This window comes from Amycolatopsis sp. SID8362 (assembly GCF_010550475.1).
In the GTDB taxonomy this organism is placed as follows: Bacteria; Actinomycetota; Actinomycetes; order Mycobacteriales; family Pseudonocardiaceae; genus Amycolatopsis; species Amycolatopsis eburnea.
Genome location: NZ_JAAGNB010000295.1, coordinates 1 through 15,609 on the forward strand (window position 1 = coordinate 1; position 15,609 = coordinate 15,609).

Annotated in this window: 10 protein-coding genes and 3 pseudogenes; 8 read left to right on the top strand and 5 right to left on the bottom strand. The window is 67.2% G+C overall.

What is annotated here, in order from left to right:
* Positions 1 to 590: pseudogene (locus tag G3I65_RS57155) on the bottom strand (transposase); the annotation flags it as partial.
* A 440-nt stretch (positions 591 to 1,030) separates the two neighbouring features.
* On the opposite strand from G3I65_RS57155, the gene G3I65_RS09545 reads away from it, so the two are divergent.
* From G3I65_RS09545 to G3I65_RS09555, 3 genes and pseudogenes are all read left to right on the top strand, one after another.
* The gene (locus G3I65_RS09545) at positions 1,031 to 2,035 is read left to right on the top strand and encodes a hypothetical protein (RefSeq protein WP_160695766.1); all 1,005 of its coding nucleotides are present in this window, start codon (positions 1,031 to 1,033) and stop codon (positions 2,033 to 2,035) included.
* Between the two features lie 393 nt (positions 2,036 to 2,428).
* A pseudogene (locus G3I65_RS09550) lies at positions 2,429 to 3,070 on the top strand (IS630 family transposase); the annotation flags it as partial.
* Positions 3,057 to 3,575, top strand: a complete 519-nt coding sequence (locus G3I65_RS09555; RefSeq protein WP_160695767.1) for a DUF4303 domain-containing protein — start codon at positions 3,057 to 3,059, stop codon at positions 3,573 to 3,575. The pseudogene G3I65_RS09550 and the gene G3I65_RS09555, both read left to right, overlap by 14 nt.
* A 186-nt stretch (positions 3,576 to 3,761) precedes the next feature.
* Here G3I65_RS09555 and G3I65_RS09560 read toward each other — a convergent pair whose 3' ends face one another.
* Positions 3,762 to 4,610: a helix-turn-helix transcriptional regulator gene (locus tag G3I65_RS09560; RefSeq protein WP_160695768.1), complete on the bottom strand. Its 849-nt coding sequence runs from the start codon at positions 4,608 to 4,610 to the stop codon at positions 3,762 to 3,764.
* 137 nt (positions 4,611 to 4,747) lie between these two features.
* Between G3I65_RS09560 and G3I65_RS09565 the strand changes: the two genes are divergently transcribed.
* Entirely contained in the window at positions 4,748 to 5,527 is a 780-nt protein-coding gene (locus G3I65_RS09565) for an NAD(P)H-dependent oxidoreductase (protein ID WP_160695769.1), read from the top strand.
* A 198-nt stretch (positions 5,528 to 5,725) separates the two neighbouring features.
* Here G3I65_RS09565 and G3I65_RS09570 read toward each other — a convergent pair whose 3' ends face one another.
* Entirely contained in the window at positions 5,726 to 6,082 is a 357-nt protein-coding gene (locus G3I65_RS09570) for a hypothetical protein (RefSeq protein WP_160695770.1), read from the bottom strand.
* A 1,005-nt stretch (positions 6,083 to 7,087) separates the two neighbouring features.
* Between G3I65_RS09570 and G3I65_RS09575 the strand changes: the two genes are divergently transcribed.
* The 3 genes from G3I65_RS09575 (at position 7,088) to G3I65_RS09585 (ending at position 11,219) form a co-directional block, all read left to right on the top strand.
* Positions 7,088 to 7,402, top strand: a complete 315-nt coding sequence (locus G3I65_RS09575) for a hypothetical protein (protein ID WP_160695771.1) — start codon at positions 7,088 to 7,090, stop codon at positions 7,400 to 7,402.
* A gap of 13 nt (positions 7,403 to 7,415) precedes the next feature.
* Positions 7,416 to 9,308 (top strand): BTAD domain-containing putative transcriptional regulator, encoded by a 1,893-nt coding sequence (locus tag G3I65_RS09580; RefSeq protein WP_160695772.1) that lies wholly within the window; start codon positions 7,416 to 7,418, stop codon positions 9,306 to 9,308.
* A 912-nt stretch (positions 9,309 to 10,220) separates the two neighbouring features.
* Complete coding sequence (locus tag G3I65_RS09585; RefSeq protein WP_160695773.1) at positions 10,221 to 11,219, top strand: hypothetical protein; 999 nt, start codon at positions 10,221 to 10,223, stop codon at positions 11,217 to 11,219.
* Positions 11,220 to 11,323: 104 nt separating this feature from the next.
* Here the strand turns inward: G3I65_RS09585 and G3I65_RS58745 are convergent, their stop codons facing one another.
* Together G3I65_RS58745 and G3I65_RS58750 are read right to left on the bottom strand one after the other, a co-directional pair.
* On the bottom strand, positions 11,324 to 11,827 hold the full coding sequence (locus tag G3I65_RS58745) for a hypothetical protein (protein WP_309235355.1): 504 nt from the start codon (positions 11,825 to 11,827) through the stop codon (positions 11,324 to 11,326).
* Between the two features lie 169 nt (positions 11,828 to 11,996).
* Positions 11,997 to 12,176, bottom strand: a pseudogene (locus tag G3I65_RS58750) (hypothetical protein); the annotation flags it as partial.
* A gap of 2,144 nt (positions 12,177 to 14,320) precedes the next feature.
* Here G3I65_RS58750 and G3I65_RS09600 point away from each other — a divergent pair.
* A complete protein-coding gene (locus G3I65_RS09600; protein ID WP_160695775.1) occupies positions 14,321 to 14,776 on the top strand; it encodes an Lsr2 family protein in 456 nt (151 codons plus the stop codon).
* Positions 14,777 to 15,609 lie beyond the last annotated feature (833 nt).

Genomic DNA, 15,609 nt, shown 5'->3' on the forward strand with positions numbered 1-15,609 from the left:
CCTGGCGTGCAGCGAGAAGATCTTCTGCATCGAGCAGATCCGCCACACCCGGTTCTCCGAGGCAGTGAACCCGCGGCGGGCGAGTTCGTCAGCGATGAACCGGTACCCATCGGCCGGATCGTCGGCATGGATCTCGAGCGCGGCGTTGATCAGATGCGCGTCGTCGAAGTCCCGCTGACAGACCGGGGCAGCGCACCACTGGTAGTAGGCCTGCCGGGAGATCCCCAGCACCCTGCACGTCACCGCGGCCGGCACCCGCACGGGGGCGCCGGCCGCGGCCAGTTCACGGACGAGCGGGAAGGCTATTTTCCCGGCAGATTGCCCTGCGCCAGGTAGGCCGCGGCCTTGCGCAGGACCTCGTTCTCCTGCTCCAGCAGCCGGTTGCGTTTACGCAGCTCGCGTAGCTCGGCGGACTCCTCCCGGGTCACTCCGGGCCGGGTGCCGTCCTCGACGTCGGCCGCGCGCAGCCAGTTGGCCAGGCACGATTCGGAGATCCCGAAGTCTTTGGCGACCTGCTTCAACGGGGTCTCGCCGCGGCGAGCGACGGCGACGACGTCGTCACGGAACTCGCGGGGGTAGGGCTTGGGCACGATGACATCCTTCCAGGCGAGGCCGAAGCCTCACAGGTGAGGTGTCAACCAGACCCTGGGCAGACCCAAGAACACGATGCGGCGTATGTGGTGGCCATCAAGGTCAACGACCTGCTGGCCACATCTGGCGGTGCTGAGGCCCGGGCCTGTGAGCTGATCGCGGACTTGCCTGCGTGCCCGCCCGGTCGTGGCGAGGTTGCTGGTCGGCGCCGCATGTCATCGTGTTTGCTGAGTTCGAGCAGAACATGCCGGCGTCGGCGACCGCGCCCTATCGCCGAGCTTGCCGGGGCCGGCGCTGCCGCTGTCGTCCTGCGAGGCACCGCGCACGCCCTCTCCGGACCCGGGTGCGCTCGTCGCCGCGCTGTCCCGCTGATCAGGGGACCGGTCCCCTGATCAGCGGTAGGGTCCGGACGTCGACCGGGAGTGCGAGGAGGCCGAGGATGGCATCACGGCAGCGGCGCCGGAAGCTGGCCGAAGCGGCCCAGTCCGCCGGGCTAGGGCCGCTCGTCCGGATCCACCGCGGGCACGGCGCGGGCCCCGTGGTGTTCGGCCTGGGCATCGTGGTCGCTGTCGGCAGTGTTCCGGTTGCGATCGCGACGATCATCATGCGGACCGTGGACGTCACGACCTGGCAGTGGCCGATGCTGCTGTGGTCCGCACTCGTGGGGCTGTTCTTCCTCTCCGTCCACGTCGGCCCGCTGCCGGGTGGTCGCCGCTGGGTCGCAGTCGCCGACGGTGGCCTGGTGACGTGGCAGGGCGGCGCGGTTCGGACCCAGACGTGGGCCGAAGCCGGCAGCCTGCAGGCGAACGTCGTGTGCTGCGCTGGCGACCTGCAGGCCGCGATCAGGCGGCGCTCGCCGGTCCCGCCCTGGACCCTCCGGCGCGTCGTCTGCCTGACCGTCACGGCGATCGCGACGGCCGCCGCGACCTGGTACGCCGCAGTGCCGATCGCGGCGCACGTCGCGCTGGGCGAGCGGCCGCTGAAAGTCGCGCAGCTCGCCCGCATCTGCCAGGGCGGTTCCGCATTCGGCCGGGCCGCGTCCTACGAGGGCGCGGCCCCGCATCCGGCGGTCGTGTTCACCTCGGACGGCGACTACGGCTATGAGCCGATGCCGGACTCATCGGCGGACACGGTGCAACTCGTCGGCTGCTCGGCCCTGATCGGGGAGGGCCAGCCGATGAACAACTGCGACTACGAAGGCGGCTACCACCGGGAGACCTACCAGGGGCGCTACCAGGTGGAGGTTTACGAGGCGCAGACGGCCCGCCACGTCGGAACCTTCCGGATCGACGGCAAAGGCCCGGACGCGACTGCGGCGGAGTGCTCGCCGTCGATCTGGGTTCCGGAATCCGGCGGCATCGCGTCGGACCGTTCCCCCACCAACCCCGAGGACAGCAGTTACCACGCTCACTTGGCACCCTTCGTCGACGGGGCGCCGCGCTGAGGACCGGACCGGGAACGATGAAGTACGTTCGCGGTGTACTCACCGGCGAGCGGACCGAATTCGGCGACGCGACCGGCCGGGGGGACAGGAGCCAGCGTGACCGAGGTGCCCGAAACAACGTTCTACCGCGACGCGACGGCCCACTACACCTCGCCGAAGCGCCGGGACGCGGTGGAACGATGTACGAGGAATAGTTCCCACCGGGTGCTGCGGGACGCCGTCGAGCGGACGGCGCGCGAGCCGAGCGGGCCGCTGCGCGTGCTTGACCTCGGCTGCGGAACGGCCGACGGCCTCGCCCTCCGGACTGAGCAGCACGGCGACTCACCGCGATCGAGGCCGACCACACGCCAGATGATCTACCACGCCACCCGAGTGCCGTTGCGGTACCAGTGCTTGTTCGTGGAGAAAGCCCGGGACGTGGTCGGGTTGTATCTGGCCCCGCCGGACAACGCGATCGTGCTGTGCGTCGACGAGAAGTCGCAGATGCAGGCCATCGACCGGACCGCGCCCACGCTGCCGATCATGCCCACCACGCCAGCGCGGATGACCCACGACGACGTGCGCCACGGCACGACGAGCCTGTTCGCCGCGCTGAACCTGGCCACCGGGTCGGTGATCGCCCAGCATCACCGACGGCACCGGCATCAGGAATTCCTGAAATTCCTCAAGACCATCGATGCCGCCACCCCGGGTGCTCTCGAGCTGCACCTGGTCCGCGATAACTACGCCACCCACAAGACCCCGGCGATCAAGAACTGGCTGCTGCAGCATCCACGCTTCCACGCGCACTTCACCCCGACCAGCGCCTCCTGGCTCAACCTGGTCGAGCGCTGGTTCGCCGAGCTGACCAACCGCAAGCGCCGCCGATCAGCCCACCGCAGCGTCACCGAACTCGAAGCCGACGTCGAGGCCTGGATCGGCGCCTGGAACGACGACCCCAAACCGTTCGTCTGGGCCAAAACCGCCGACCAGATCCTCGCGTCGGTGGTGACGGGCGATGACGCATGGTTGGATACCTTCCATGATCCCTTCTGAGGAGGATCTGGTCGATGCCCTCACCAAGGCAGTCCGTGCTTCCGTTGCGGAGTTGTTCCTCGACAACCCCGGCCAGACGTTCTACTACATCACGCTGACCACGCCCGGGGAGGCGTTCGGTCCAGCGCTGTCGGCTTGGTCGCAGGAGGCGCTGGCGGAGCGCTCGAGCCCCGACGACGTCCGTTACTCCTATCCCGATTCGCCGTTTTCAATCGTCGGAGAAGAGTATCTGGCGCCAGTGCGGCGGCTGTTCGCTGCTCGGCCGGAGGTGTTCGACCTTGTCGGCGACGCGTCCGATGCGGAATTCGATCTACGGCTACGCGTAATGGAGACTGCCCTGCGCACGCTCGACTCCGAAGGACTGTTCGGCGCAGGTGAGGCTCGCTCGAATGTGCTTGTCCTGGCCGAGGTCGTTCCCGGCGACGCCGGGAACGCCGCCCGGGCACGTCGGCTCAACCCACCCGGACCGGCGCTGGAGGCCTGGTTAGCATATTGGGGCGGGTGACAGGACATCTCCAATCAGCGCGCAACTCGATTGACGGTGGCAAGCCAGCGGAAATTGCCCGGCTGAGGTGCGCAGCTTAACCCTGGTCAGCGGTGGCGTGGGTGCACTCCGACGTCGACGCCCGTCGCACCCGGCCCTGCGTGGTCACGGTGGAGCCGGCCGACGTGGCGGGTGGGCGTCGTTGGGTTACCCGCGGAGTTGAGGGCTCCCTGAGGGAAGTGCGTCACCGCTGTCCGCGCCCAGGCCCGCGAGCAAGCGCAACCCGTCCGCGGTGGCGCTGCCGGGGACCGCGGACAGCACCAGCAGCTCCATGCCCGATTCATCGGGCAACGTGAAGTTCTCCTGGTGCAGCTCCAGCAGCCCGACCAGCGGGTGCCGGTACGCCTTGCGTCCATGAGTGCGGGCGCGGACGTCCGCGCGGGCCCACAGACAGCGGAAGCGCTCGCTGCCCATCGCCAACTCGCCGATGAGCGAAGCCAGGCGGGGGTCCTCGGGGTACTTTCCGGCGGCCAGGCGCAGGTGCCCGACGACGTCGAGGGTGCAGGTGCCCCAGTCCGCGTAGAGACCGCGCTCGGTCTCATCGAGGAACAGGTGCCGGGCGGTGTTCAGGCCGGGCATCGGCCGGCCGTAGAGGAGGCCGGCGAGGCGGTTCCCGGCGAGCACGTCCAATCGGTGGTCCATGATCATTGCGGGTGCGTCGGCGACCAGGTCGAGGACGCGCAGCAACTCCGGTCGGATCCGCCCTCCAGGCACCTTCGCGCGGCGGCGGCGCTGCCGCGCGAGCCGGTAGAGGTGCCTGCGTTCGGTCTCGTCGAGGCCGAGGACGCGGGCGAGTGCGTCGAGAACCTGATCGGAGGGCTGGGTCGCGCGGCTCTGCTCCAAGCGTATGTAGTAGTCGACGCTGACTCCCGACAGATGCGCGACCTCTTCGCGGCGCAGCCCTTCCACCCGGCGGCGGCTGTCGGCGGCGATGCCGGCGGCGGCCGGGTCCACCCGGGAACGCCGGGTCCGCAGGAAGCCCGCGAGATCGTCCATGTCCCCAGTATGGCCTCGGCGGCACCCGGGAAGGTGGTCCTGCCGTTACCAGGAAGTTCCGTCCGATGGACGAGGAGCCCCTGAACGCCGGGCGACGCGGCACCGAGGATCGAGGCACCCGATCCGAAGGAGTTCTCATGAAGGCGCTCGTCGTCTACGCCCACCCGGAGCCGAAGTCGCTCAACAGCTCACTGAAGGACCTCGCGGTGTCCACATTGGAGGCTTCCGGGCACGAGGTACGGGTGAGCGATCTGTACGCGATGAACTGGAAGGCGGTCGTGGACGCCGATGATTACGGCGCCAGTGCCTCGAGTCCGCTGAAGGTCGCGCTGGACTCGGGCCGTGCCTTCGACACCGGAACCCTCACCCCGGATGTCCTCGCCGAGCAGGAGAAGCTGTTGTGGGCTGACACGATCATCTTCCAGTTCCCCTTGTGGTGGTACGCGATGCCCGCGATCCTCAAAGGGTGGGTGGACCGGGTGTTCACCTACCACTTCGCGTACGGCGTCGGCGAGCACAGCGACACCAAGTACGGGGAGCGCTTCGGCGAAGGCACCCTCGCGGGCAGGAAGGCTCTGCTGTCGGTGACCGCCGGCGGTCCGGAGTCGCATTACGCCGCTCGTGGGATCAACGGCCCGATCGACGACCTGCTGTTCCCGATCCACCACGGTATCCTCTACTACCCGGGCATCGAGGTGCTGCCGCCGTTCGTGCTGTACGGGACCGACCGGATGACCGGCGAGGACTACCCGGACGTCGCCAAGGCGTGGGAGCATCGCCTGCTCACCCTGGAGTCGACCGAGCCGATAGCGTTCCGGCGGCAGAACTTCGGGGACTACGAGATTCCCTCACTGCATCTGAAGAACGGTCTGGAGCCTGCGGGTCGCACGGGTTTCGGCCTGCACGTGCGCGGCTAACCGCCGGCAGTGACGTGCGTCGCCGTCCAGGAGGCTCCGCAACAGCCCGGCGGCCAAAGGCGCGCCGTCCGCACGTCGGCATGAGCGGACGCGTGGGCCTTGACAGGTAATGCTCCAGCCAGCTGCCCGCGGAACGGTCAGCGAGTGTGGAAGGCCTGCGCGACGACGCCGTTGGGTAGCGGTGCCATCCACCCGTAGTCAGGCGTGTCCCTGCGGGCTGCGGAGACGACGTGGACGTAGTCGAGTGTCGTGGTCCGGCATGCCGCGCAGAAGTTGACGGTCGCGGTACCGACGACAGCGCCGTCGAGCTGCAGCTCGACGGCGCTCGGGCTCCCCGGCCGCGGCGGGAGGGGCGACGAGCACGAGTCCCTGCTGCGGTGCGGCTGCCGGCTGGTGCCCGACGGTGACATCGAGCGGGGCCCATTCGGCGAGGTGCCGCTCGTTGGGGTCGCAGGCTTCGCCCCGTCGGCAGGTTTCGCAGAGCGCGCCGTGCAGCCGGTAGCGGTGGCTGTAGGTGCGGGTCATGCCGTAGCGGGCCAGGTATTCCCCGCGCAAACACTGCGCCGGAACACCCGTGCCGGAATCGATCGGGCGGACCGGCAGGAGGTCCCCGTATTCGCCGCGCGCTCCGGACGGAACACCGCCAGCGGTGGGGCGCGGGAGGCGAGGCTGCGGTCGCTCGCTGATGACCTTCGGAGCCCGCGCTATGCGGCATGCGCCGAAATCGTGATTATTGTCCGCTGGATGGATCAGAGCGTAGGGAGCGCGTTGGGTCGATCAGATATTCGATCGACGGCGTGGGAAAGGTTCAGTGGAGCAGACCCGCGCGGAGTCCAATGGCGGGAGGTAAGCGTCCATGGCAATCAGCGTTTTCGCCTCGGTTTAGATCGGGATGCACGCCGTTCGATCCAGGTCGGCGGAGGCGAGTCTCTGCGTCGGTGGCAGTGTCCCAGATCCGTACGGTGCGGTCATCGCTCACGAGGCACCTTGTTTCGGGCCATACATCCGTACCGAACACACAGTGTAACCGCGGACGTTGGCGTGACAGTCTCGGCGACGATCCGCATGACCTCGCCCGTAGTCGACACCTCTTTCACCTGCAGCGAAGCCCGATGCGGCCACAGAGTCCGAACCAGATCAAGATCAGCGCACCCACAGCATGATCGACCGCACGCCGAGGGGCCAGATATCGGGGTCCATCACGGAAAGCGTGCCAGAACCAGTCTTCAGCCTGAACCGACACTTTAGAGCGCAATCTGCGCCGAGAGCGACGATAGCTGCGGGCGACGCCATGGGAGGTGACCTGGCCAGCGCGGCAGAGGCCTGCGTCGTCGGTCAGCGTGAGGAGCCCACCCTTGCCATCTGCTCCGCGAAGGAGCAAACTTGGTCATCAAGATGTAATGGGTGGGCCGCGTGACCGAGGGGAGGCGGCCGGTGCCTTCTTCACGCGAACGATGGACTGCCAACGGTCGGTACTCCGTTCGGGCTGTGGGTGCAGCGGCCTCCTCCTGCACCGGGATGGCCGCTGGAACGGTTGTCGCTGCCACTCACGGGGACGCCGTGCTGGCGGTACTGGTATTCGTGGTCGCGCAGTCCTGGATCGGGCTCGAGTGGTTTTGCCGGTGGCGCTTGCGGTGGCGGTTCACCAGTCTGCATGAAGACATCGTCAGGAAGGCCTTGGGAGATCCGGGAAACGAGGACATCCGCACACTGCTGGTAGACGTCGCGAGCACCCACATGGCGGAACTGGGAGACCGGCTGCCTGCTCGCCCGCGCCTCAACCAGATCCGAAACGAGTCCGACGGCCCGTCGACCAACGGCGTAGTAGATCATCACTCCGGTCTGGGACGTATTTCGTCCGAGCAGAGCAAGTGATCAGGATAGGCATATGGAGCACGGAGAGTACGGCGGCCAGGTGTCTGTCACGACGCAGGTCGCCGACCGCGTCAAAAGCTTGCGCAGCGAACGAAGGTGGTCAGCTCAGCGGCTGGCCGATGAATGTGCTCGGGCCGGTTCGAGTTCGTTGACGAGAGGCACGATCGCGAAGATCGAGTCCGGTGTCAGGAAGTCGATCACTGTTGACGAGCTGGCCACGTTGTCCGGTGTCCTCGGGGTCTCGCCGGACGTACTCATTGGTGCCGGTTTCGCCGCACCTGAAACGTTGTCCGTGCGGCAAGCCACGGAGGGACGTGGCGGCGACCACGCGGAACCGCGGGCCTCGGCAGATCTGGGCAGCGTTCAGCCGGCAGAGACGCCGGAGCCGGCGGGTGGCATCCGTGTCCTGCTTGTCGACGACCAGGAGTTCGTCCGCAACGGGCTGCGACGCGTTCTCCGACGTGATGAAGGGTTCGTCATCGCCGGTGAGTGTGCCGACGGTGCCGAGGTTCCCGCCGCGCTCGCCGCGGGCGGGATCGACGTGATCGTGATGGACCTGCGGATGAAGGACGTCGACGGGATCGAGGCGACTCGACGGCTGCGGCAGTCCGGCAGCGACGTGCCGGTACTGGCACTGACCACGTTCGACGACGATGAACTGTTGGCCGGTGCGCTACGTGCGGGCGCGGTGGGCTACGTCCTCAAAGACTCACCGGTCCGGGATTTTGTCCGCGCCGTGCGGGTGGTCGCCGGTGGCGAGGCGTGGCTCGATGCCGCGGTGACCAAGCGGGTACTGGCTGCCTACCGGGCGGCATCAACTGTCCCGTCCGAGTTCGCATCCAGCACGGGACAGCCGGCCTCCTACGGGCACGCTGGCGCCTTGGCCGCATCCAGGCCGCAACCGGCTTGGGCGATACTGACGGCCAGTGAGCTAGAGGTGCTGCGCGCCCTCGGCCGCGGCGAAACCGACGCCGAGATCGCGGATGCACTGGCGATCTCCGAGGTCACGGTGAACAGCCACCTCAGCCGGATCTTCACCAAACTCGACCTGCGGAACCGGGCCGACGCCATCGTCTACGCGTTCGACCACGGCATCAACGCCGAAACCGCGGTCGAAGCCACGCGTCAGCAGCCGGCACGCAGTCCGGCGAAGTCCACCGCACGCCCGGATACCAGCTCAGAGCTTCGCCTTACGCTGCTCGGTCCGGTGCGAGCACGGAGAAGCGGGATCGGGTTGGATCTCGGGCCGATCCGGCAGCAGGCGTTGCTGGCCGCTCTGGTGCTGCGACCGGACACGGCGGTCAGTGCGGATGAACTGGTCAACGACGTGTGGGGGCTGGAACCGCCGGGCACTGGCGGCCGGGTCGTGCCGGTGTACGTGCACCGGCTGCGCAAGTGCCTCCAGGTCGCGACGGTGATCGTGCGGGACCGGAGCGGGTACCGCTTCGCCAGCAGTGGCGTCTGGGTGGACGCGGCGCGATTGGACGAACTGGCCGACGAGGCGGACGGGGCCGAGCAAGCAGGCGACATCGCCGCGGCGGTCGCACTCAGCTCGCGTGCCCTTGAGTTGTTCGAGGGCACGCCGTTGGCGGGGCTTACAGGGCCATTCGCAGACGGACAACGACTGCGACTCGAAGAGCGCAGAATGACCTTGTCGGTGCGCAAACTGGAATGGCAGCTACGGCTGGGCCACCATGACAAAGCAGTGGCCGAGCTGCTGGCTCTCGCCAAGGAACATCCGCACAGCGAACCGATTGCTGCGCTGCTGATACGGGCCTTGCATGCCAGCGACCGACGGGCTGATGGACTGAAAGTGTACCAAGAAATAAGCACTCGCCTTGTGCGCGACCTCGGCGTTGAGCCGGGCAAGGAACTGCGCCGAGTACGCGACGCAATACTGCCTTGAAACTGAGCGGTAGAAGCGCGTCGCGAAGGTGGCCTTGGGGACATCGAGTGTCCCCAAGGCTAAAATCAGGACGCGATCAGTTCGACGGTACCTTGCAGGTAGTCACAGTCCGCCGCCAACGGCACCGCACATGGCCGAACATCAAATTGAGGCGGGACGAATCTCACGATCTTGTCGTATACGACATCCGAATGACATCGCTGGTGAGATTACGGCATCGGGCGTGAGACCCTACGTCGACGTGTAGGTCCTCACCGCGCGTGACGTATCGATCTTGTGTGACCTGGTCTTTCCTGATTGTCTCACGGCGATGCCATCGTGATCGGGATCAAACTTGCGGCATTTCCTCGGCTGCCCGGTCGGGAACACCTCGGACCGGCGATGCAGCCAGGCGAGGCTGACGCGAAGATGACGACGACGATGGTGTCCCAGGTGATGCCGATCGCCGGATGTTCAAGGGGGCTCGCGGCTACGCAGATCCGTGACCGCGCTGGCGTGGAGGGGGAGTCACGGCTCGCCACGAGGAGCGTGCCGCCCCGGAGCCGCTGGGCCAGGCGTTCCTCTCCCGGCTGCAGCCCAGGATGGCCGAAGTCACGGCGAAGAAGAACAAGCTACTGCGAGCCGCACCTATCACCCGGCAGGTCAACTACCAGGTGAGGTTCGGCGCACACGCTCGTGCCGGCGACACGGTGCAGCGGGGTGTCGTCGAATGCGCGTCACCGCGGAACCTCCGCGGACGGAAGATCGAAGCAGAATGTCGCGACGGCGCGGGTGACCACCGCGTCGTCTGGCCTGCTAACTCACGACCACCCGCAGGCTCTGCGCTTGCTTTGCGTCAGCTTCCCACCCAGCTGGAGCCGAGACGTTACCGCGCGTAGCCTGGAGTGGGGGGGGACCACGAAGGGGCGGGTCATGGTCGAAGTCGTGATGGGGTTCCTGATTGCGTGGGCGACCAGGAAGGTGCGCCGGATCGGCGGTGCCGCGGACGGTCTATTCGACCATGGCATCGACGTGGTGAAGCAACGACTGCAGGAGGCGATCACCGCCAAGCTCGGCGGCGACACCGCTTACCAGCGGTTCCAGTTGGAGGCTGCCGAACGTGGCGAGGTGTCTCCGCTGACCGAGGAACGGGTCCGGCTCGCCCTCAAAGCTGCCATCGAAGAGGACCGGCGGTTCGCCGCCGAGCTGCACAGCGTCGTCAACCAGATCCACGTGACTCGCACGACCGGCGAACGGAGCATCCGGGACAACAACGGCAGGGCCGCCTACGACAGTTCCGTGATCGTCGAACAGATCCATGGCAACGTCTGGATCCAGCCGCGGCCTGCAACGCCGCCCCCGCCCCCGCCCCCGGCCCCGCCGCTGACGGACCGGATGAGGTCGTCCCCTGAGAACGCCGCGGTAGAACTGCAGACCATGGGCATCGATCAGGCTGCACGGGCGCTGGAGGCGATTGCCTGGCACCGGGACGGGCGGCGGCCTGCGGCGATCGTGGTCGCCTGCCTGCCAACTGACTTCGCCGCGCAACTGCTTGACCGGGTGGCGACTGCGGAGGCTGCCAAGATTCTCAACGAATGCCGGGCGCCAGGAAGAACTGCGGCGATCCTGCTGGCTATGACACGGCAGCGGGCTATTGCAGTAATGAGTGACACCAGCACCGGCAGCAGTTGGTGGCAGGGCCCGGTAACGCGGGAATTGAAACCCGCGACCGCCGTCGCCTTCCTGGAGGAGATCGGATACACCGGCCTAGTCGCGGATATCCTTACTCGGCTCGAACCGGCCGCGGTCGTGTCGATCGTGCGCACGCTGCCTGCGGAACGCCAGAAAGAGATCCGGGATCATTTCTCCGACCGCAAGCGGTACGACCCGCACGCCAAGCGCGTCCATCTCGAACTGCGAAGGTCGCGCTAGGCGCAACCGCCTCTAAAGTGAGGCTGACGCGTCCTTCATCGACATGATCTTGTACGGTCTCACCGCGCGTGACCCTGTTGCCGGTCAGGCGTGTCGAAACTGGTCTACTCCGGCGTGTCCACGACAACCACCCAGATGGCCAGTCTCATCTCCGCCGCACAAATGAAACGGAGACGAAGCGTCCAGCGAGAAAATGAAGTCGATTTTAGACCCTGCAGCCGACGGCGGGCTGGCCCGGGCGGTCGCCGGAAGTCACGCGAGGGCGCGGTCGCCATCGACAGGTCGCGCGCGTCGATCCGGTCGGCGATGAGGGTGGCCGCGCCCTCGGCGGCCTGGACCCGGCCGCGGATGAGCAGCGCGGTGCTGGCGCGGGCGACGACCCGGTTGCGCTGCCACGACCCCGGCGACACCGGGACGTTGGCCATGCCGGTTTCGTCCTCGAGGTTGAGGTAGGTGCTCTCGCCTGCGGTCGCGACAGCGCCGCCGACCCACACCCGTGTTCCGTCCTCGACCTGGGCGAGGGCGGCGGTGGTGATCACGCCGCGCGCGTCGAGCAGTTGCCGCAGGTATTGCACGGGGTGGGCGTCGGGGGAGACACCGGTGGCCACAAGTGGGCGGGGTGACCTCGAACCGCGTCATCCCGGGACGTGCCGGGGCGTCCAGCCCGGGGACGAGGCCGGGCCGGGTGGTCGCGGCGGCGCCGGCGGCCCAGACGTCCTGGTGGCGCTCGCCCCCGAACCCGGTGAACGCGCCGGCCGTGGCGAGGGCTTCGGCGGTGGCGCGGGTGCGCTGGACACGGTCGGTGAGGTTTCCGATCCCGGTGTAGGGGGCGCGGGCGTGGCGTTCGGTGATGATCTGCTCGGCGGCGTCGCCGAGGTGGCGGACGCCGACGAGACCGAGCCGGATCGCGACCGCGCCGGCGCTGGTGGGGTCGGGATATCCATGGCTCTGGCGCAAAGTCCGCGACCTCGCTGGAGCAAACTCGACGTAGCCGTGACGGTCGTTATGGAGTGACAGCGTTGGTCGACTACTTGACGGAGTACGAGTCGGAGGACCAGCGCATGACAGCCATCGCCGATCTCGTCGGGGTCGCGGCCGACGCCCGACGTTTCAACCCAGCGACCCTCTGGCAGAAGGGAGCGGGATGGTGGAGTGCAATGGCCGAGACTGCCCACGTGTAGTGGTACCTCCGCGGCGACGTCAGGCCCGCAGGCCCCAATGCAGCGGGCTTGGACTGGATCAGCCAGGAGGTCGAGATGCTCGCTAATCCGGCAAATCAACCGGCGCAGAAAACTCGGATAAACCAACCGGAGCGAGAAGCGCCGACTTACCCGTTTGGACGAGCACCCGCATATGGCGCTCTGCCCCCCGGCGTCGGCGTGACCCTCACCGCCAGCGGCGCCATCAAGACTGCCGGTCAAGCCGAGGTCGACACGTGCACCATCTGCCGGGAAGCCTTCACTGTCGACGAGGTCGCGCAGCCGGCAGGGCGCTGCCCGCACTACTTCCACGGGGCCTGCCTTGCGGCGTGGGCCTACCCATCAAACGCTTTCGTCTGCTACAACCCGAACGACCCGCGAGCATTTCCCAGTGTCCGACCTGCCGAGGAACACTTCACAGTCGCCCGGAACACTCGACCGCACCGCCTTCACCGTCCGCTCCGATCCCAGCATCACCGAATCCGGCGAAACGATCTGGCAACTCGAACTGACCGGCGTGGCCGCTGATGACCAGAGAACCTGGGTCGCCGGTGCAGGTCACCCCCTGGGAATGGTGCCAAGGACATCCGGTCAGCGCCGACAGACCGGACGTCAATGTGCTCGGCGACCTCGTCCGGCAGCGTCGCCGCCCACAAGTGCGGGTCGTCGGCCATCCGGGCGCGGAAGTAGCCGAGGTACGGTTCGAACGGATCCGGCCCCGCCGGCCGAGGCCTGCCCGGAACCACGTCGCCGGCCGGACAGCGGTGGATCGTCTTGCGGTCGCACCCGAGATGTCGCGCGATCGCCGAGGCCGACCAGTCTTGAGCACGGAGCGCCTACGCCTCCACGTCTTCCTCCAGAGTGCGCATCCACGCCTCCGGCAGCGACCACGGTGATCAACACCGAAATCGTCACCCGAAGGCCGCTGACCAGCTCAAACGACGCGCCGAAGAGAACCATCATCGCAGGCGTGCCGTCGCCAGTCCCGAGGCTGGAAGGGCGCAGTCGCAGGAGTCGCACTACTTAGGGGACTGTTCCAAGACCTTGGAACAGTCCTTGAACAGTCAGGCGGGCGCGCTTGGCGGTCACCTGCGGGCAGACTGCGCCGTGCCGGCGAGCAGACGATGGCTCGTCGGCAGGCAGACTTTCGTGCCCGGGTTTCGGGTGTTGTTCGGGATGGTCATGACGCGGTGCAGGCCCGATGCCGCCCGCGGGAAGCCGTTGACCTGGTCGAACCGCGCATCTGCGAGCTACCTGCTCGCTGCTGGTCATCACCCAGGCGGGTGTCCGGCTTGCCTGCGGTGCCCGTCGGGCGCGTATTGCCGTGGTTGGGCGTCCTTGTCATGCTACGGCTCCTTGAAGCTGCAAAGCAAAGCGGTGGCGCAGCCGCCACGGGTCGCGGCATCGAACTCTGGAGAGTGTTCCGACAATGATCGCGCGGAGAAAACACGGAGATCAGTGGCCAGCGCAAGGTGCTGGGCGAATGGCCCAGCTTGCTTCAAGGCGGGTTGACTGCTCATTCGGTGGCTGTACTTCTGGCGGTAAGCGGCGAATCGCGATCCCTGTGTCAGCTGTGCGCGAACGCTTATTGAGCAATCGGTGGATGTGTCTCCTCGTGGTCGGCGTCGCGAGTGTCCGGTGGGAGGTCGCCAACTTTGCGTCTCGCTCGTCGAGGTCGAGCTGTCCGCCGCACGGTCGCGACGGAAATCTGCCAGGTCGTAAAATGTCGAGAAAGGGGTTACATTCCGCGGTTGAGTGAAATCGAGTCAATTGTCGCAGAGTTGTATCGTAAACTGGAGGCTATGGGTGAACTTGCCTGTGCTGTCGCCAGCGCGGAGAGGGACCCCGTTGTCGGACTGGCCGACGCGACGAGGAATCGGCTACCAGAGAAGGATTGATTCCATGGCACGGCGTGTGGCCGTTGAAGTGTTGTGCGATATCGACGGAACACCGGGGGCGACGCCGGTTCGGTTCGGCCTGGACGGCATTGAATACACCATCGACCTGTCCGACAAGCGGGCGGCGGAGTTGCGACGCGAACTGGCCCGCTACGTCTCAGCTGGACGGCGGATCGGCAAGTCGAAGTCGCGAGGCACCGGAGCTGCGCCGCGGCGGCGCAACGGGGAGGTCGGGGAGGCGCGGGACTGGGCGCTCCAAAACGGCATCAGTGTGGTAGCCATCGGTCGGATGCCGGTGGAGGTCTTGGCGAAATTCAGGGCCCGAAAGGAACGACTCGAGGGTGAAAAGGCAGCCGACAGGGCAAATCTCGTGAGCGACCGGCTCGTCGGACTCCGGTCGGTGGGTGGCGACACGCCGTGTTCAGGCGACGGTAACGGCGGCGCGCCCGACTCTCCTTGATGGGCCGGGGAGTGTCGCCGGGAATCATGCGGCGAAGCACAGCTACCTCGGCAACGTCATCGTGTACGGCGTACTCGACACCCCGAGCCACCGGCTTCGATGGGCTGGGCCTCGTCGTTCGGCTCGAGCAGCAACGGCGAGGCCCTTTCCTGACGACACGAGTTGTCCGATAGTGGCGACACCACCGCTGCCGGTCGAGGCGACGACCGGCCAGTGCTGACCACGATCACGCGCTGAGCGGCGAGCTCGTAGGCGGCGGGTTGATCACGGGTCGTGCTCAACGAGGTGCTAATGCGGCCTGCGCCTGGTGGCATGCCGACGGGGTCGCCGTGGCTGACGCAGGGAGCGGGGAGCGAATGCCGATTGCCCGGCTGGCCGGTCCGGGGCAGCATGGTGATTCGGCGTCGTGACCTGAGCCGGTCCCGCGTCCTGCCGGCCCAGGTGATGGTGAACAAGGGCTTGGTCCGCCAAAGGCGATCGAGGCTTGCCTGCGCTGACGCGAGATCATCGCGGTTATGCCAGGCGAGGAAGGCCGCAGAGCCGATCGCCGAGTGCTACGAGGACCGCAACACCGTCGAGCATTGCTTCCGTCAAGCTCAAGACGGTCCGCGCCGCCGCCTGATACGGCAAGCTCGGGACCACTCCCCGGGTGCGGCCGAGCTTGGGGAAGGGGGCGCAATCCCGGTAATCTCCGGCGTGCTTTGCCGTGATGCGGAAGAACCGTGAAACCGACCGGGAACTTTCTGATCGTCCACAGGGACTGCGCGACGTCCCGTGGGTCGTCCGATCGGGCGATGCAGCCAAAACCGCCGGCCGGAATGCTTGATTCCGGC